The organism is Nonomuraea sp. NPDC050786, from assembly GCF_040654115.1.
Taxonomy (GTDB): domain Bacteria; phylum Actinomycetota; class Actinomycetes; order Streptosporangiales; family Streptosporangiaceae; genus Nonomuraea.
The window spans coordinates 188,602-204,736 of record NZ_JBFAHJ010000009.1 but is presented as its reverse complement, the minus strand read 5'-3'; the positions used below and the strand labels follow the sequence as shown (position 1 = coordinate 204,736).

Sequence of the window (16,135 nt, the reverse complement as noted above, 5' to 3'; positions counted from 1 at the left end):
CCGTAGGCCCGGTTCGCGTCCGCCATTGACGCCGACCGGTGAAACCATGCTCGACCAAAAACCTGACACCTTGTGTCGTATTTTCCTCTGGAGATGATCAACCACGCACGGATGTATCAACACACCTACCCGCGGCGGTGGGCGCGCCCATTAGCGGGTGAAGGTGTCGTTGGCGCGGCGGGTCGGCCGGTGATCGGCGAAGACCGCGACGGCGTCGTGGTGCCGCCGGGCGAGTTCGGCCAGGGCCTCGTCTCGCTGCTGCTGGGCCTGGATGAGCTCGTCGGTGAGTTCGGTGATGACAGCGGCGTAGGTGTCGACGAGTTCCTTGAGTCGTCGCTTGTCCTGGCGAACTTTGGTCAGGTCCTTCTCCGGCTGGGTGGCTCGGTCCAGGGCGGTTTGGACGGGCGCCGACACTTGGCCCAAGGTCTTGAACTCGGCTTGGAAGGCGTGCATGGGGATGCTTGTGGGTGAGGACCCAGCGCTTGATACCCGCCTCGGCCGCCAGTCGCCCACCTTGGCCTGGACATCCCCGACGCCACCGCTACCGAGGCCATCGCCGCGATCAACCGCACCACCGCGGGCAACTTCCGGCTGGTCACTCGGCTTCTGGAACAAGCCGAGCGGGTGATGAAACTGAACGACGGCGTCGACCGGATCACCGCCGAGGTCATCGACGCCGCCCGCGACGCTCTGGTCATCGGCATCAGCTGACCACCACCCCGCCGCTGTCCGTGATGTATCGGCCAAACAATGTTGCAGATTCCCGGCCAAAGTACGTTGCAGGTCACGTTCCCGGCACTCCGATGAGTTTCGGCCGCGGGGGTGGTCTCACTCCCGGAACGACTGGAAGGAGCGACTCAGGTGGACTTGTACAGCGTCGTGTGCGTGCGTGACCGGGCGACATCGCAGAAGTGGTTCGAGGTGTTCTTCGGGCGGCCGGCGGACGAGATCATCGGCGAGGAGTGCCTGTGGCAGGTCGGTGAGAACGCGTGGGTCGTCATCGACGACCGGCACATGCGGGCCGCGCGGGTGGGCGGCACCATGATCACACTCGGCGTGACCGACCTCGACGACATCCTGGCCCGGCTGGCCGCGCACGGCATCGAGCACGAGCCCGTGGAGATCTACGGCAACGGCGTGCGCCACGTGGACGTCCTCGACCCGGACGGCAACAGCCTGTCGCTCGCGGAGGCCCCCGCCCAGTAGCCGGCGTGCGTGTGGCCGATCCCGGCGAGCCGCGGGCCACCGGGATCGACGACGGTAGGTCAGGACCGCACGGAACCGAGGTTCACCGGCAAGGAGAGCGGTCCGACCGTGAAGAACGACGGGGAGTACGGAATGTCACCCGGATCGATCGCCAGGCTGAGCTCCGGCAGCCGCCGGTACAGCGACTCGAGCGCCAGCCGGCTCTCCAGCCGGGCCAGCGGCGCGCCGATGCAGTACCGCGGGCCGTGGCCGAACCCGAGGTGCCCGCTCTGCTTCCTGGTGATGTCGAACTGGTCCGCGGTGTCGCCGTACTCCTCCGGGTCGATGCCGGTCGACTGGTAGACCACGCCGACCGCTCTGCCCTTGGGGATGCGCACCCCGGAGATGGTCACGTCCTCCGCGGTGAACCGGAAGCTGGTCATCATCACCGAGTGGCGGTAGCGCAGGGTCTCCTCGACCACGTCGTCCCACCGGCCCTCGGCCTTGGCCAGCTCGAGCTGGCCGGGGTTCTGTGCCAGCGCCACGATGGCGTGCCCGAGGAGGTGGACGGTGGTCTCGTGCCCGGCGACCAGCATCAGCCAGAGCACGCCGACCAGCTCGTCGGTGGTGAGCTTGTCGCCCTCGTCGCGGGCCTGGACCAGGCCGGAGGTGAGGTCGTCGCCCGGTTCGCGCTGCTTGCGCTCCACCAGCGCGTGCAGGTAGGCCTGAAGGCTGTTCTGCGTCTCGAACGCGACCTCCGGCGGAGTCGTGTGCGCCAGCAGCGTGGAGGTCCAGTTGCGCAGCCGGAGCCGGTCCTCGGCGGGCACGCCGAACAGCTCGCAGATCACCCACATCGGCAGCGCCTCGGTGAAGGCCGGAACCAGGTCCACGCCGTCACCGGCGGCCACCACGTCGTCCAGCAGGCCATCGACGATCTGCTGGATCCGCGGCTCCAGGGCGCGCACCCGGGCCGGCGTGAACGCCTTGCCGACCAGGCCGCGCAGCCGCCTGTGGTCGTCGCCGTCCTTGGTGGACAGGTGACCGCCCTGGACGATGGCACGCAGCGGCCAGTCCTCGGGGATCGATCCGTCGTACAGGGCGGGCCAGTGCTGGGGATCCCTGAGGAAGGTCGTGTTGTCCCCGGCGAGGATCTCGCGTACGGCGCTGTGGGTCAGCGCCAGGTACGCGGGCACGCCCCCGGGGAACTCCACCTGGACCACGGGGCCGATCTCCCGGAGCCGGACGCAGGTGTCGAGGGGCGGTTCGTTCCCAGCGGGGAAGGAAGGGAGGGTTGTTGTCATCTACACCCTTTGCGTGGATGGGGCTGCTAAGCGACAAGCGCCCTCATCAGATATCCGTTGTGATCTCCCAGCAAACAGGGCGAAGTGATCGGTAACGCAATGGTTACCGGCCTCACGGAGTCGTCGCCGCCCGCTCGGCCTCGCCGCGGAGGACACAGAACTCGTTGCCCTCGGGGTCGGCGAGAACGGCCCAGCCCATGCCATCGGGGCCGCGGCGGTCGGTGACGAAGGAAGCGCCCAGCCCCAGCAGGCGGTCGATCTCCTCCTCGCGCGAGGTCTCCGGACGCAGGCAGAGGTGGAGCCGGTTCTTGACGCTCTTGGGCTCCGGCACCTGGTTGAAGTAGAGCAGCGGTCCCTGTGGCAGCAGAACCTGCGTCTCCTCATCCCCGGGCCGGGCCTCGGGATCCATGGGACAGCCGGTTACCTCGCTCCAGAACCGGGCGAGTTCGTAGGCGTCCGCACAATCGATTGCCACATTCTGCACTGAAGAGACCATGCAGGCATTCTGCAGCACCCAGAGCCGCTCCCAGGCCGGGAACAACAAGAAGCCCCAGGCTTATGGCCCGGGGCTCTCTTTCTGCATGGTGGACGATACTGGGATTGAACCAGTGACCTCTTCCGTGTCAGGGAAGCGCTCTCCCGCTGAGCTAATCGTCCCTTGGAGGTGGAGACGGGATTTGAACCCGTGTGGACGGCTTTGCAGGCCGCTGCCTCGCCTCTCGGCCACTCCACCGAGTCGAACCTCTCCGAGCGGAAGACGGGATTCGAACCCGCGACCCTCACCTTGGCAAGGTGATGCTCTACCACTGAGCCACTTCCGCGTTGCTTCGATAACTCTAGCGCGTTTGCCGACCAGATGCTCACCGTGAGCCGCGTTCAGCGGTCCACGGCAGGTTGCGAAGTGTGCCCTACTTGCGAAGCTGCCGGGCCACGCTGCGCTCCGTGGCGGGCAGGCTGAGGAAGATCTCCAGGATGCGGGTCAGGCGGTGGACCTCGATGCGGTGGAAGGCCGGGCCCTCCGAGCGGGCCAGGATGAGGGAGAGGGCCAGAGGCGGCAGCGGGGCATGGATGACGTGGAGGCCGTCCTCAAGGGTGAGGGCCGTCGGCCGGGAGGGCGTCTGCTCCGGGACGGCCAGGTCTTTCGGGGCGCGCCAGCTCGCGTACAGGACGCGATCGCCCGCCGTCGTGGCGGCCCAGTCGGCGCTGAAGAGGACGGGGAGCGAGTCGACGAGCGTGGTCAGGGCCCGGTCGCCCGCCGTGGTGATGTACTTGAGGATCTCCAGCTCGGGGTAGGTGCCGGGGGCCTCCCTGGTGGTCCAGATGCCCTCGACCGCGACGCCCTCCACCGTCTCCAGGCTCTTGATCAGAGCCTGCCTGGGCGTGCTCTCCGGGCAGAAGATCGTGATGTCGTCGACGGCCGAGCCGGCGCCCCGGTCGAGCACGGTCACCTGCGTGATGTCGGCCCCCGCCACGCCCAGCACCTTGGTCACCTGTGCCAGGGACCCCGGTCTGTCGGGCAGCGCCAGGCGCACGCGAAGCAGCATCCGTCCCCTCCAGCGACGATCCAAAATAACAGCCTATCCGCGAATACCCGTTACGGACCGACCTGCGCTACAACTGTCGGAGTGAAGATTGGGCCGATTGAGGTATGGCCGCCGGTGGTGCTCGCGCCGATGGCGGGCATCACGAACGCGCCGTTCCGCGTGCTCTGCAGGGAGCAGGGCGCGGGGCTGTTCGTGTGCGAGATGATCACGACGCGCGCGCTGGTCGAGCGCAACCCCAAGACGCTGCGGATGATCAGGTTCGCGGAGTCGGAGCGGCCCAGGAGCATCCAGCTGTACGGAGTGGACCCCGGCATCGTGGGGCGGGCGGTCAAAATGATCGCCGAGGAGGACCTGGCCGACCACATCGACCTGAACTTCGGCTGTCCCGTGCCCAAGGTGACCAGGCGCGGTGGCGGGTCCGCGCTGCCGTACAAGAGGAATCTGCTGCGGCGGATCCTGCGGGAGGCGGTCGCCAACGCGGGGCCGCTGCCCGTGACGATGAAGATGCGCAAGGGCATCGACGACGATCATCTGACGTACCTCGACGCCGGGCGGATCGCGGCCGAGGAGGGGGTCGCGGCGATCGCGCTGCACGCGCGTACGGCCAAGCAGCACTACGGGGGCGTGGCCGACTGGGAGGCCATCGCCCGGCTGAAGGAGGCCGTCGCCGACATCCCCGTGCTGGGGAACGGGGACATCTGGTGCGCCGACGACGCCCTGCGGATGGTGGCGCGTACGGGATGCGACGGCGTCGTCGTCGGGCGTGGCTGCCTGGGGCGGCCGTGGCTCTTCAAGGACCTGGAGAACGCGTTCAACGGCAGCCCCGAGCGGGCGCGGCCGACGCTCGGCGAGGTCGCCGAGGTGATGGCCAGGCACGCCGAGGGGCTGGCCGCGTGCTTCGACATCGAGCGGTACGCCGTCGCCGACTTCCGCAAGCATGTCGGGTGGTATCTGAAGGGGTTCGCGGTCGGGAGCGAGCTGCGGCGGGAGCTGGCCACGGCCGAGTCGCTCGACGGGCTGCGCGAGGGGCTGGCGAAGCTGGAGCACGATCAGCCGTGGCCGCCGAACACGGACACGCCCCGGGGGAAGTCGGGGGAGCGCTCCAAGGTGCTGCTCCCGGACGGGTGGCTGGACGATCCCTGGGACTGCGCGCTCCCCGACGGCGACGCCGAATCCGACATCTCCGGGGGTTAGTGGGGACCGGTGACCTCGGTGCCGCAGGGGCCGCCGCCGACGGCCGGCTCCAGCTGGACGGGCTCGCCCGACATCGTGAGGGTGGGGTAGTACTCGGCGATCCGCTCGGCCGAGCGGCCGACGTAATGGCAGATGAAGCTGCGCCGGAAGCGGTCGGCCGTGCTGTTCGGCTCCGAGCCGTGCACCAGGCTGCCGTTGAAGAAGAGCACGTCGCCGGGGTCCATGTCCACGGGCACCCGCTCCAGGCCGGGCGGCGGCGGGACGTACTCCCTGGTGAACGAGATGTCCTGGTCGGCCTCCTCCGGGCAGAACAGGTCCATCAGGTGCGTCCCCGGCACGACCTCCAGGCCGCCGTTCGCCCGGTCCACCCGGTCGAGCGCCACCCACGCGGCCACGCAGGTGCCCGGTTCGACCCGGAGGTAGAAGTTGTCCTGGTGCAGCGCCTGGCCCCTGGCGCCCGGCGGTTTGAAGTAGAACATGCTCTGGGCTGCTATCGGCTCCTCGCCCAGGAGGTCGCGGAGTATCGCGGCGATGCGTGAGTCGAGCAGGTAGCGCAGGGCCAGGTCGTTCACCTGATGGGGGTGCATGATCCGCGGGTAGTCACGGAGAATGTCGTACGGCCGGCCGGGTTCCTGCGGCTGAGGGGCGAAATGCCCGGGGATCGGCCCCCTGGCGTGCAGTGCCATGAACTCGTCACGCAGGTCGGCCACCTCTTCCGGAGCGAGGAGCCCGGGCACCAGCAAGAATCCCTGATCGTGGAAGTCGTTGAGCCTCATGTCTCCCACGCTAAGGAGACGGATCGTGGAACGGTATGCCTGTGACCGCTGAGGACCTGTCTGTTCCTGCTGCCGAGCTGACGATCGTGGGCCACTACGACAAGGCTCCCGGCTACGCCACGCGCCGCCCCACCGGGTCCCCGAGCTGGCTGCTGCTGTGGACGGAGGCGGGGGCGGGGCTGGTGGAGCAGGGCGGGGCGTCGGCCCCGGCCCGTGCCGGGGATCTGGTGGTGCTGGGTTCGGGGGTGCCGCAGCACTACCGGGTGCTGCCGGGGGAGGAGCGGTGGCGCTTCTGGTGGGTGCATTTTCAGCCGCGGCCCTCGTGGGGGGCCTGGCTGGGGCCGTACGCGCTCGCTGACGGGTGTCACCTGGTCGGGGGAGTGCCGGCAGGCGTGCACGAGCGGATCGGCCTGGCGTTCCGGCGGGCGCTCCAGGACGCCCGCTGGGTCCCCGAAACGCCCGTTGCTCCCGTGGCCCCGACCCCCGCGGTCGTCGTGGCGGGGCCGGCGCGGGAGCTGGTGCTGGGCGCCGTCGAGGAGGTGCTCGTGCTCGCCACCGCTTCCGCCCGGCCGCAAGGGGCGCGCCGGACCGAGGAGGGCGACGAGCGGGTGCGCCGGGTCGTCGCGCTCATCGCGGCCGAGCCCGGCGCGCCGCACTCGGTCGCCTCGCTGGCCCGCGCGGTCGCGCTCTCGCCGTCCCGCCTCGCCCACCTGTTCGCCGCCGAGACCGGACGCACCCCGATGCAGGCCGTCCGGGAGGCACGGGTACGGCACGCCGCGAGCCTGCTGGAGGTGACGGACCTGGACGTGGGGCAGGTGGCGGCGGCGTCCGGCTTCGTCAGCCCGTTCCACTTCAGCAGGGCGTTCAAGCGGGAGTACGGCCTGCCGCCCCGCGACTACCGCGCCCGGCTCCGCGGCGGTTAGCGGGTGACGGGGAGAGGCCCTTTGTCGGGGGTGAAGAGCTGGTCGTCCAGGTGGTCGACGGCGTAGTCGATGGCCCCCACCACCACGCACTCGTCGCCGAGCGTGGACGCGCGGACCTCCGGCATCCGCATGCAGGTGCGCTCCAGGCGCTCCCGCAGCGGCTCCAGCAGCACGTCCGCCGAGCGCGAGAACCCGCCCCCCAGCACCACCATCTCCGGATCCAGGATGAGCACCATCGCGGCCGTGCCCACCGCGAGGTCGTCCACGTACCGCTCGACGGCGGCGATCGCCGCCGGGTCCCCGTTGCGCGCGGCGGCCAGCGTCCAGCCGGCCGCGTCCTCGGGCGCGGTGCCCTCGGGGAGGGAGGGGCAGGTGTTGAGGTGCTCGGCGGGGTCGAACCAGCGGGCCTCGGGCAGCATCGAGATCTCCCCGGCCGCCGCCCCGAACCCCCGGTGCACCTTCCCGCCGATGATCAGCCCGGCGCCCATGCGCCGGCCCACGTGCAGGAAGACCACGTCCCGGGCGCCCTTGGCCACTCCGCGCCTGGTCTCGGCCATGGCGGCCAGGCGGCTGTCGTTCTCGATGAGCACCTGGCAGGGGAACATCTCCCGCATCTTGCCCGCCAGGTCGAGGTCCCGCCAGGCGGGCACGGCGGCCGAGTAGATGACGCGCCCTTCGACGTCGATCACGCCGACGGTGCCCACCGAGAGCATCCACAGGTCGGAGACCGATATACGGCTGAGCGCCAGGCACCCGGAGACGGCCCGTTCGATCGCCGCCAGGCGCTCCTCGATCGGGGCGTCGGGCAGCACCGGCTGGCGGGTCTCCGCGAGGATCTCGCCGTCCAGGTCGGACAGGGCGGCGCGGATGTTGTGACCCCCTATGTCCACCCCGACCAGATAGCCGCTGTCGGCGCGGAAGCGGTAGCGGCGGGCCGGCCGGCCCATCGTGCCGGGGCTCGGCGGCACCTCCTCCACCCAGCCGAGCTCCATGAGCTCGTCGGTGACCTCCTTCATGGACGGCCGGGACAGGCCGGTGCGCTCGGCGAGCGCCGACAGGGTGAGCGGGCCCGCCCTGCGCAGCTCCCGGATGGCCGTCAGCGAGTTGAGCTGCCGCAGCCGGGACAGGTCGCCGCCGCGAACGTCCGCCATCGCCATCCTTAAGTAGGTCTCCTCTGTAACCACAGATTATGCCAGCGATCCACCGGTGTGCACGCACCGCACATCTCCCGTTATCACCCGGAGAAGACGGTCATTGACCCCGCGCGAGCGCCGGTGCTACTAATGAAGGGCTCCTTTGAAAGTCGAGAGGAATCAGGATGTCCTTCGCTGACATCGGCGAGATCAGGCGCGGCCCTGGCGAGGTCCGGGTGTTCGAGCAGGGCTGGCAGTCGTGGAGCCCCACGGGCGCGTACCGCCTGACGGACACCCCGCCCCGGCCCGCCGACGAGACCATCCAGATTCTCGCCTACCGCCCCGAGACCCCCATCCCCGGCGGGGTGTTCCAGGGCGAGGGGCTGCTGGCCGTCGAGCCCGGCGACGGGTCCGTCGAGCTCTGGTCGGCGCCGAGCCCCCTCCAGGTGCCGTCGATCAGGGCGCGCGAGGAGGGCGGCCGCCTGGTGATCTCCGCCGACGGCCCGGTACGCCACCACCGCGTGGAAGGCGGCCTGGACCGGGCCCTGCGCGACTGGGCGGAGACCATGGCGGAAAAACGGACGTTCCCCGCCGTCCCCCCCATGTGGTGCACCTGGTACGGCTACTGGGACAAGGTCACCGACGCCGACGTCATCGAGAACCTGAAGCTCTCCGAGCGACTCGGCCTGGGCGCCGACATGTTCCTCATCGACGACGGCTACGAGGCCGAGATCGGCGACTGGCTGGAGGGACGCCCCGAGTTCGGCTCGCTGGCGCGGGCCGTGGACGCCGTCACGGGCGCGGGCCGGCGGGCCGGGATCTGGACCGCGCCGTTCCTCGTCGGTCACCGCAGCCGGATCTTCCGCGAGCACCCCGACTGGCTGGTCCGGGGCGCGTACGCGGGCCGCATGTGGGACCAGGAGCTGGCGGTGCTCGACGTCACCCACCCCGAAGCGGCCGAGCACCTGGTGAACGTCTTCCGCACCTTCGGCGCGATGGGGATCAGCCACTTCAAGCTCGACTTCGTCTACGCGGGAGCGCTCGCGGGCGAGCGGCACGAGGACCTCGACCCGATCGCCGCGTACCGGCGCGGCCTGGAGCTGATCCGCCGGGGCGCCGGCGCGGCGGCGACCCTGCACGGGTGCGGCGCCCCGATGCTGCCCAGCATCGGCCTGGTGGACATCATGCGGGTCAGCCCGGACATCGCGCCGACCGTGCACCCCAAGTCCGGCGACATCAGCCAGCCCTCCCAGCTCGGAGCCCGCCTCACCGGGGCGGCCCGCGAGTTCCTGCACGCCCGCTGGTGGGTGAACGACCCCGACTGCATCATCCTGCGCCCCGAGGTGGAGGCGCGGGAGGAGTGGGCGGCGCACATCGCCGGCACGGGCGGGCTGCGCGGATCGAGCGACCCCATCGCGTCCCTGGACGACTGGGGCCTGGAGACGACCAGGCGGCTCATGGTCCCGACCGCGACGGACCCGTCGTGACCAGCCACACCGCGGAGCGGAGCCTCGGGACGGACGTCCAGGTGGCGAAGGGGCGGCGCCGGCGGGGGAGCGGCTGGCACGCGTACCTGTTCGTGGCGCCCAGCCTCTTCGGCGTGCTGGCCTTCCTGCTGCTGCCCATGGTCATCGTGCTCGTCCTCAGCCTCTTCGACTGGGAGCTGCTCTCCGACCCGACGTTCGTCGGCCTCGACAACTACCGCCGCCTGGCGGGCGACGGCCAGACGTGGCACTCGCTCGGCGTGACGATCGCGTACGTCCTGCTCTGCATCCCCCTGCAGACCGTCCTCGCCCTCAGCCTGGCCATGCTGCTCAACCAGCGCGTCAAGGGCGTCAGGTTCTACCGCTCGCTCTTCGTCGTCCCGTGGATGGCCACCCCCATCGTCCTGGCCCTGGTCTGGGGCTGGATCTTCGACCCCCGCGACGGCGCCATCAACAGCGCCCTGGCCCTGGTCGGCGTCACCGGCCCCGACTGGCTGTCCGACCCGACGTGGGCGCTGCCCGCCGTCGCGCTGGTCAGCGTCTGGCAGTACACCGGCTACAACATGCTCTTCTTCCTGGCCGGGCTCCAGGGCATCCCCAAGGAGCTGCACGACGCGGCCGAGACCGACGGCGCCACCCCGGCGCAGGGGTTCTGGCGGGTGACGCTGCCGCTGCTCAACCCCACGATGTTCTTCGTCAGCGTGACGAACCTGATCGGCTCCTTCCAGGTGTTCGACACGGTGTACGCGATGACGGACGGCGGCCCCAGCCACACCACCGAAGTGATCAACTTCAGGATCTTCCAGACCGCGTTCAAGGAGTTCGACTTCGGCTACGCGGCCACGCTGTCGACGCTGCTCTTCCTGATCATCTTCCTGGTGACGATGGCGCAGGTCAGGTTCTTCGGCAAGCGCACCACCTACGACCTGAGCTGAGAGAAGACCATGGCCAAGCGAATCCTCCTGTACGCCGTGCTCGCGGTCGGTGCGTTCGTCTCCGTCTTCCCGTACCTGCTCGTCGTGCTGACCGCGTTCAAGACCCAGGCGCAGCTGAGCGGGACGGCCCCCTGGCTGCCCGGGCTGCCGCCGACCGCGGAGAACCTGGCGAAGATGCTGGCGGGGGACTTCCCGCGCTACCTGCTCAACACGGCCGTGATGACGGCGCTGCTGACGGCGGGCCAGCTGGTGTTCACCACCTTCGCCGCGTACGCGTTCGCGCGCCTGCGCTTCAGGGGCAGGGACGTGCTGTTCTGGCTGTTCGTGGCGACGATGATGGTGCCGAGCGCCGTCACGATGATCCCGCTCTTCCTGATCATGCGTGAGCTGGAGCTGGTCAACACCTGGTACGGCCTGCTCGCCCCGTACGTGCTCGGCACCCCGTACGGCATCTTCCTGATGCGGCAGTTCTTCAAGACCCTGCCCGCCGGGCTGGAGGAGGCGGCGCGGATCGACGGGGCGGGGCCGCTGACGATCCTGCTCCGCGTCATGCTCCCGCTCTGCCGCCCGGCGCTCGGCACGCTGGCGATCATCACGGTGATCTCCTCGTGGAACAGCTTCCTCTGGCCGCTGATCATCACCAGCGGTGACGACACCAAGGTCATCACGGTGGCCATCGCCACGCTCAAGCAGGGCATCGGCGTCGACTACAACCTCATGATGGCCGGCAGCCTCATCGCGCTGGTGCCGATGGTGGCCGTCTTCGTCTTCTTCCAGAAGCACATCGTCCGATCGGTCGTCCTCACCGGACTCAAGTGAGAACCCGGTCTCAAGTAAGAAGAGGTCAGCGAATGTTGCACAACCCCCCGATTCGCTGGGCGCTGCTCGGCGCCGTCCTGCTCGCCCTCACCTCGTGCGGCTCAGGCTCGGGCGGCGGCGGCGAGTCCGAAAAGGTCACGTTGACCTACCGGCTCTGGGACGACCAGCAGAAGGTCGGCTACGAGAAGGTCATGGCCGCCTTCGAGAAGGCCAACCCCGGCATCGACGTCAACCTCGAGCTGCTGCCGTACGACCAGTACTGGACGAAGCTCACCGCCGACGTCGTCGCGGGCACCGCCCCGGACGTGTTCTGGATGACCCCCACCCAGTTCCCCGAGTACGTCACCAAGGGCGTCCTCAGCCCGGTCCAGGTCGACGCGGCGAAGTACCACCAGACCGTCGTCGGCTCCTTCACCTACCAGGGCAAGCTGTACGGCGTCCCCAAGGACTGGGGCATCGTCGGCCTGCTCTACAACAAGGACCTGTTCAAGAAGGCCGGCGTGGAGATGCCCGAGAAGCTGACCTGGGCGGCCGACGGCAGCGGCACCCTCCTCGACACGGCGCGCAAGCTCACCGTGGACGAGGCCGGCAAGCACCCCGGCGACGCCGGATTCGACCCCGCCAAGGTCAAGACGTACGGCTTCGCCTCCTGGAACCACTACCAGACGCAGTGGATGAACTGGGTCGTCTCGAACGGCGGCAAGCTCGTCGACCAGCCCTTCGGCAAGTACGCCTTCAACGACCCGGCGTCCGTGCAGGCGCTGCAGTTCGGCGTGGACCTGGTGAACAAGCACCACGTCTCCCCGCCCGCCACCCAGACCAACCCGCCCACCGGCAAGGTCACCGACATGTTCAAGGCGGGCCAGGTCGCGATGTTCCCCGCCAACAACGCGCTGCTGCCGTTCGTGGCGCCCGAGGCCACGTTCGAGATGGGCGTGGCGCCCATGCCCGAGGGGCCGAAGGGCCGCTCGGTCAACCTGAACGGCCTGGCCGAGGCCGTCTACGCCAAGAGCAAGCACCCCAAGGAGGCCATGAAGCTGGCCGAGTACCTCGGCACGCAGGAGCCGCAGAAGATGATGGCCGACGGCGGCTACGTCTTCCCCGCCCTCAACGGCCTCAGCCAGGGCTACGTCGACTACTGGAAGGCCAAGAAGATCGACGTCGCGCCCTTCGAGCAGGAGGCCCAGGGCTCGACCTTCCCGCTGCCGATCACCACCGGCTTCACCGGCTTCGAGACGAAGCTCAACCAGATCTTCAACGAGATGTACCTCGGCAAGCTCACCCCGCAGGCCGCCGCCGACCAGGCCGTCACCGAGGGCAACGCCACCGTCAAGTAAGGACCCCCCATGATCACCCGGCGTGCGCTTTTCGCCGGGGGCGCGAGCCTGGGCATGTCCGCCGCACTGGGAGCCGCTCCCGTGCGCGCGGCGGCCCGTCGCGCCCCTCTCTCCGACCCCTTCCAGCTCGGCGTCGCCTCGGGCGAGCCCACGCCTGACGGCGTGGTCCTGTGGACCCGGCTCGCCATGGACCCGATCGCGCTCGACGGACTCGGCGGCATGCCGGGCCGCCCCGTGCCGGTCCAGTGGCAGCTCGCCAAAGACGAAAATTTCCGGCATGTCGTACGGGCCGGCGCGGAGGTCGCCCGCCCCGACGCCGCCCACAGCGTCCACGTCGAGCTCGAAGGGCTCGCCCCCGGCGCCGAGTACTTCTACCGCTTCAAGGCCGAGGGCGAGATCAGCCCAGTCGGCCGCACCCTCACCGCCCCGGCCCCCGGCACCCGCAGCCGGGCGCTGAACCTCTCGTTCACCTCCTGCGCCGACTACCAGGTGGGCTGGTTCACGCCGTACCGCAGGATGGCCGAGGACCAGCCCGACCTGATCGCCTTCCTCGGCGACTACATCTACGAGTACGGCGACTACAAGTACCCGGTCCGCGACCAGGCCGGCGGCGAATGCCTCGACCTGGCCGGATACCGGCTGCGGCACGCCCAGCACAAGGCCGACCCCGAGTCGCAGCTGGCCCACGCCATCGCCCCCTGGGTCGTGGTGTGGGACGACCACGACATCGAGAACGCCTGGGCCGGCGACGTGCCCGAGCAGCCCGACCCGCCGTTCCTCGCGCGCAGGGCCGCGGCCTTCCAGGCGTACTACGAGAACATGCCGCTGCGCCGCGCCCAGAAGCCCGACGGCTCCGCGCTCAGGCTCTACCGCAGCATCCGCTGGGGCGCGGTCGCCAACCTGCACCTGCTCGACACCCGCCAGTACCGCGACCTGTACGCGTGCACCGGCAAGAGCGGCACGATCGGCCCGGACTGCCTCGACCGCCTCGAGCCCAACCGGACGATCCTCGGCCGCGACCAGGAGGCCTGGCTGGACGGCGCGCTGAAGGGCTCGCGCGCCACCTGGGACCTGCTCGGACAGCAGGTCTTTCTCATGGAGATGGACTGGACGAACGGCCCGGGCAAGGGCTACTCGAACGAGGGCTGGGACGGCTACGTCGCCTCGCGCAACCGCCTGGCGGCCGCCATCGACACCTACCGGCGCAACGCCGTCGTGCTCACCGGCGACGTGCACTCCCACTGGGCGGGCGAGGTCAAGCGCGACTACCAGGACCCCGAGTCGAAGTCCGTCGCCGTGGAGCTGGTCACCACCTCGGTGACGAGCGCGGGCAACGGCCTGGACGAATACCCCAACACGCAGGTCCTGCTGGACGAGAACCCGCACGTGAAGTTCTTCAACGGCCGCCGCGGCTACGTACGCACCAAGATCACGCAGCAGGAGATGAAGGTCGACTTCCGCTCCCTGTCGCGCGTCACCGAGCCGTACGCACCCGCCTACACCTCCGGCTCCTTCGTCATCGAGCCGGGCGCCGCCAGACTCAACCCCGCCTGACAGGACCTCCCATGCGCATCCTCACGGCCGCCGCCGCGGCGGCCCTCCTCGCCATGCCGTTCGTGCCGTTAGCCGGCGCCGCCGAAGCCGCCTCGGGCCCGCCGATGGGCTGGAGCAGCCGCTCGCTCGGCTGCTCGGTGTCGGAGGCGTCGGTCCGCAAGGCCGCCGACGCCCTCGTGCCCCTCGTCCCGCTCGGCTACCGGTATGTGATCATCGACGACTGCTGGCTGGCCCCCCAGCGCGCGGGCGGCGCTCTCGCCCCGGACGCCACCCGCTTCCCCGGCGGCGTGCCGGCCCTCGCCGACTACCTGCACGGCAAGGGCATGAAGCTGGGCCTCAGCCTGTCGGCGGGCACCAAGGCGTGCTCCGGCGGCGGCCCCGGCTCGTACAGGAGCGAGGCCGCCGACGCCGAGCAGCTCAAGGGCTGGGGCGTCGACTACGTCAAGTACGACTGGTGCAACGTCCCGACGGCCGACTTCCCCGGCCAGAACGTGCAGCAGATCGCCCAGGCCCTCTACCCGCGCATGCGCCAGGCCCTCGGCGCCGACGTCGTGTTCGCCATGAACAACGAGGACGGCAGCACCGTGCCGTGGCTCTGGGGCAAGAGCGCGGGCGCCACCACCTGGCGCACGAACGTCTACAACCGCCCCATCCCCGACGCCTACCCGAACATGGCGGACATCTGGGAGACCAACCAGCTCAGGGCCGAGTACGCGGGCGCGGGCAGCTGGGCCGACCCCGACCTGATCCAGGCCGGGCGCGGCGGGATGACCGAGACCGAGTACCGCACCCAGTTCACGCTCTGGGCGATGGGCGCCGCCCCGCTGATCCTGCAGGCCGACCCGGCCGCCGCGCCGCCCGCGATCGTGGCCGACCCCAAGGTCGTCGCAATCGACCAGGACCCGCTGGGCGCGCACGGCACGTTCGTGAAGACCGACGGCTGGTACCACGTGCTGGCCAAGCCGCTAGCGGGCGGCGACCGGGCCGTCGCGCTCTTCAACGAGAGCGACCGCGCGGCCACCATCTCCACCCGCCTCGGCTCCTCGCGTTACCGGGTCGAGGAGCTGTGGAGCGGCGCGGTCGCCTCGTCGAAGGGCGAGCTGGCGGCGCAGGTCCCCGCGCACGCGGCCCTGCTCTACCGGGTCGCCGAGAGCCGCGAGCAGGCGCCGCCGCTGGTGACGTTCGAGGCCGACCCGCCGAAGTTCCTCGGCGACGACCGGCCCTCGGTGCTCGAACCGGGCAGGAGCGGCGAGATCCTGACCAGGGTCACCAACACCGGGGCCACCGCGCGCCTGCGTGACGTCGAGGTCGCGGCGCGCGTGCCGGACGGGTGGCAGGTCGCCGCGCGGACGCCCGCCAGGGCCGGCAAGCTGGACGGCGGCGAGACGCTCACCGTGAAGTGGGCCGTCACCCCGCCCGCGGGCGCCGCACCGGGGACCTACGAGCTCACCTTCACGCAGGGCACGCAGAGCGCCGTGGCCGTCGTCACCGTCGCGACGGCGCCTGGCCCCGGCCGGACCTACCTCAGCGACGTGGCCTGGACCAGCGCCAAGAACTACTTCGGCCCGGTCGAGAAGGACACCAGCAACGGTGACAAGGCGGCCGGCGACGGCAGGCCGATCACCATCGAGGGCGTCACGTACGCCAAGGGCCTCGGCGCCCACGCGCCCGCCGAGATCGAGTTCTACACCGCCGGGCGCTGCTCGAGCGTGGAGTTCCAGGCCGGGATCGACGACGAGGTCGGCCCGGCGGGCTCGGCCGACTTCGAGGTCTGGGCCGACGGCGGCCGGGTCGCCCACTCGGGCGTGCTCACCGGCGCCATGCCCGCCCGCAAGGTCACCGCGTCCGTCGAGGGCGCCGGATACGTCCGGCTGGTCGCGACCAACGGAGGCGACAACGCGACCTCCGACCACGCCGACTTCGCCGACGCCGCCATCACCTGTCAGTAAG

15 protein-coding genes and 3 tRNA genes are annotated in these 16,135 nt (G+C 70.2%); 9 read left to right on the top strand and 9 right to left on the bottom strand.

Annotated elements, in window-relative coordinates:
- Nucleotides 1–150: 150 nt before the first annotated feature.
- Nucleotides 151–747 (bottom strand): hypothetical protein, encoded by a 597-nt coding sequence (locus AB0H84_RS19700; RefSeq protein ID WP_357605599.1) that lies wholly within the window; start codon nucleotides 745–747, stop codon nucleotides 151–153.
- A 114-nt stretch (nucleotides 748–861) separates the two neighbouring features.
- Between AB0H84_RS19700 and AB0H84_RS19695 the strand changes: the two genes are divergently transcribed.
- Nucleotides 862–1,206 (top strand): VOC family protein, encoded by a 345-nt coding sequence (locus AB0H84_RS19695; RefSeq protein ID WP_357605597.1) that lies wholly within the window; start codon nucleotides 862–864, stop codon nucleotides 1,204–1,206.
- Between the two features lie 59 nt (nucleotides 1,207–1,265).
- Here the strand turns inward: AB0H84_RS19695 and AB0H84_RS19690 are convergent, their stop codons facing one another.
- From AB0H84_RS19690 to AB0H84_RS19665, 6 genes are all read right to left on the bottom strand, one after another.
- Complete coding sequence (locus AB0H84_RS19690; RefSeq protein ID WP_357605594.1) at nucleotides 1,266–2,486, bottom strand: cytochrome P450; 1,221 nt, start codon at nucleotides 2,484–2,486, stop codon at nucleotides 1,266–1,268.
- Between the two features lie 112 nt (nucleotides 2,487–2,598).
- The gene (locus AB0H84_RS19685; RefSeq protein ID WP_357605591.1) at nucleotides 2,599–2,982 is read right to left on the bottom strand and encodes a VOC family protein; all 384 of its coding nucleotides are present in this window, start codon (nucleotides 2,980–2,982) and stop codon (nucleotides 2,599–2,601) included.
- 86 nt (nucleotides 2,983–3,068) lie between these two features.
- A tRNA-Val gene (locus tag AB0H84_RS19680) sits at nucleotides 3,069–3,143 on the bottom strand.
- A 2-nt stretch (nucleotides 3,144–3,145) separates the two neighbouring features.
- Nucleotides 3,146–3,219: transfer RNA gene (locus AB0H84_RS19675), tRNA-Cys, on the bottom strand.
- Nucleotides 3,220–3,235: 16 nt separating this feature from the next.
- Nucleotides 3,236–3,307: transfer RNA gene (locus tag AB0H84_RS19670), tRNA-Gly, on the bottom strand.
- Between the two features lie 87 nt (nucleotides 3,308–3,394).
- The gene (locus AB0H84_RS19665) at nucleotides 3,395–4,030 is read right to left on the bottom strand and encodes an amino acid-binding protein (protein WP_357605588.1); all 636 of its coding nucleotides are present in this window, start codon (nucleotides 4,028–4,030) and stop codon (nucleotides 3,395–3,397) included.
- An 81-nt stretch (nucleotides 4,031–4,111) separates the two neighbouring features.
- Here AB0H84_RS19665 and dusB point away from each other — a divergent pair, with 81 nt between their 5' ends.
- A complete protein-coding gene (dusB, locus tag AB0H84_RS19660; RefSeq protein ID WP_357605585.1) occupies nucleotides 4,112–5,224 on the top strand; it encodes a tRNA dihydrouridine synthase DusB in 1,113 nt (370 codons plus the stop codon).
- On the opposite strand, the gene AB0H84_RS19655 is transcribed toward dusB, so the two are convergent.
- Nucleotides 5,221–6,000, bottom strand: coding sequence for a phytanoyl-CoA dioxygenase family protein (locus tag AB0H84_RS19655; RefSeq protein WP_357605582.1), 780 nt, complete (start codon nucleotides 5,998–6,000; stop codon nucleotides 5,221–5,223). The genes dusB and AB0H84_RS19655 overlap by 4 nt on opposite strands.
- 35 nt (nucleotides 6,001–6,035) lie before the next feature.
- Between AB0H84_RS19655 and AB0H84_RS19650 the strand changes: the two genes are divergently transcribed.
- Entirely contained in the window at nucleotides 6,036–6,923 is an 888-nt protein-coding gene (locus tag AB0H84_RS19650) for an AraC family transcriptional regulator (RefSeq protein ID WP_357605579.1), read from the top strand.
- Here the strand turns inward: AB0H84_RS19650 and AB0H84_RS19645 are convergent.
- Nucleotides 6,920–8,074, bottom strand: coding sequence for an ROK family protein (locus AB0H84_RS19645; RefSeq protein ID WP_357605576.1), 1,155 nt, complete (start codon nucleotides 8,072–8,074; stop codon nucleotides 6,920–6,922). The two genes, AB0H84_RS19650 and AB0H84_RS19645, sit on opposite strands and share 4 nt — an antisense overlap.
- Nucleotides 8,075–8,241: 167 nt before the next feature.
- Between AB0H84_RS19645 and AB0H84_RS19640 the strand changes: the two genes are divergently transcribed.
- The 6 genes from AB0H84_RS19640 to AB0H84_RS19615 are packed head-to-tail and all read left to right on the top strand — an operon-like array spanning nucleotide 8,242 to nucleotide 16,134.
- Complete coding sequence (locus AB0H84_RS19640) at nucleotides 8,242–9,543, top strand: glycoside hydrolase family 36 protein (RefSeq protein ID WP_357605575.1); 1,302 nt, start codon at nucleotides 8,242–8,244, stop codon at nucleotides 9,541–9,543.
- Nucleotides 9,540–10,475, top strand: coding sequence for a sugar ABC transporter permease (locus AB0H84_RS19635; RefSeq protein WP_357605572.1), 936 nt, complete (start codon nucleotides 9,540–9,542; stop codon nucleotides 10,473–10,475). The genes AB0H84_RS19640 and AB0H84_RS19635 overlap by 4 nt, the downstream gene beginning before the upstream one ends.
- 9 nt (nucleotides 10,476–10,484) lie before the next feature.
- Complete coding sequence (locus tag AB0H84_RS19630) at nucleotides 10,485–11,294, top strand: carbohydrate ABC transporter permease (protein ID WP_357605569.1); 810 nt, start codon at nucleotides 10,485–10,487, stop codon at nucleotides 11,292–11,294.
- Between the two features lie 32 nt (nucleotides 11,295–11,326).
- Nucleotides 11,327–12,631 carry a sugar ABC transporter substrate-binding protein gene (locus AB0H84_RS19625; RefSeq protein ID WP_357605566.1) on the top strand — a complete coding sequence of 435 codons (1,305 nt, stop codon included), beginning with the start codon at nucleotides 11,327–11,329 and terminating at the stop codon, nucleotides 12,629–12,631.
- Nucleotides 12,632–12,640: 9 nt separating this feature from the next.
- Entirely contained in the window at nucleotides 12,641–14,185 is a 1,545-nt protein-coding gene (locus tag AB0H84_RS19620) for an alkaline phosphatase D family protein (protein ID WP_357605563.1), read from the top strand.
- 11 nt (nucleotides 14,186–14,196) lie between these two features.
- Nucleotides 14,197–16,134 carry an NPCBM/NEW2 domain-containing protein gene (locus AB0H84_RS19615; RefSeq protein WP_357605560.1) on the top strand — a complete coding sequence of 646 codons (1,938 nt, stop codon included), beginning with the start codon at nucleotides 14,197–14,199 and terminating at the stop codon, nucleotides 16,132–16,134.
- Nucleotide 16,135: the final 1 nt, after the last annotated feature.

Coding starts and splice junctions, on each gene's coding strand:
- AB0H84_RS19690 (WP_357605594.1), bottom strand. CDS start 2,486: ATGACAACAACCCTCCCTTCCTTCCCCGCTGGGAACGAACCGCCCCTC.
- AB0H84_RS19685 (WP_357605591.1), bottom strand. CDS start 2,982: ATGGTCTCTTCAGTGCAGAATGTGGCAATCGATTGTGCGGACGCCTAC.
- AB0H84_RS19665 (WP_357605588.1), bottom strand. CDS start 4,030: ATGCTGCTTCGCGTGCGCCTGGCGCTGCCCGACAGACCGGGGTCCCTG.
- AB0H84_RS19655 (WP_357605582.1), bottom strand. CDS start 6,000: ATGAGGCTCAACGACTTCCACGATCAGGGATTCTTGCTGGTGCCCGGG.
- AB0H84_RS19650 (WP_357605579.1), top strand. CDS start 6,036: ATGCCTGTGACCGCTGAGGACCTGTCTGTTCCTGCTGCCGAGCTGACG.
- AB0H84_RS19645 (WP_357605576.1), bottom strand. CDS start 8,074: ATGGCGGACGTTCGCGGCGGCGACCTGTCCCGGCTGCGGCAGCTCAAC.
- AB0H84_RS19640 (WP_357605575.1), top strand. CDS start 8,242: ATGTCCTTCGCTGACATCGGCGAGATCAGGCGCGGCCCTGGCGAGGTC.
- AB0H84_RS19630 (WP_357605569.1), top strand. CDS start 10,485: ATGGCCAAGCGAATCCTCCTGTACGCCGTGCTCGCGGTCGGTGCGTTC.
- AB0H84_RS19625 (WP_357605566.1), top strand. CDS start 11,327: ATGTTGCACAACCCCCCGATTCGCTGGGCGCTGCTCGGCGCCGTCCTG.
- AB0H84_RS19620 (WP_357605563.1), top strand. CDS start 12,641: ATGATCACCCGGCGTGCGCTTTTCGCCGGGGGCGCGAGCCTGGGCATG.
- AB0H84_RS19615 (WP_357605560.1), top strand. CDS start 14,197: ATGCGCATCCTCACGGCCGCCGCCGCGGCGGCCCTCCTCGCCATGCCG.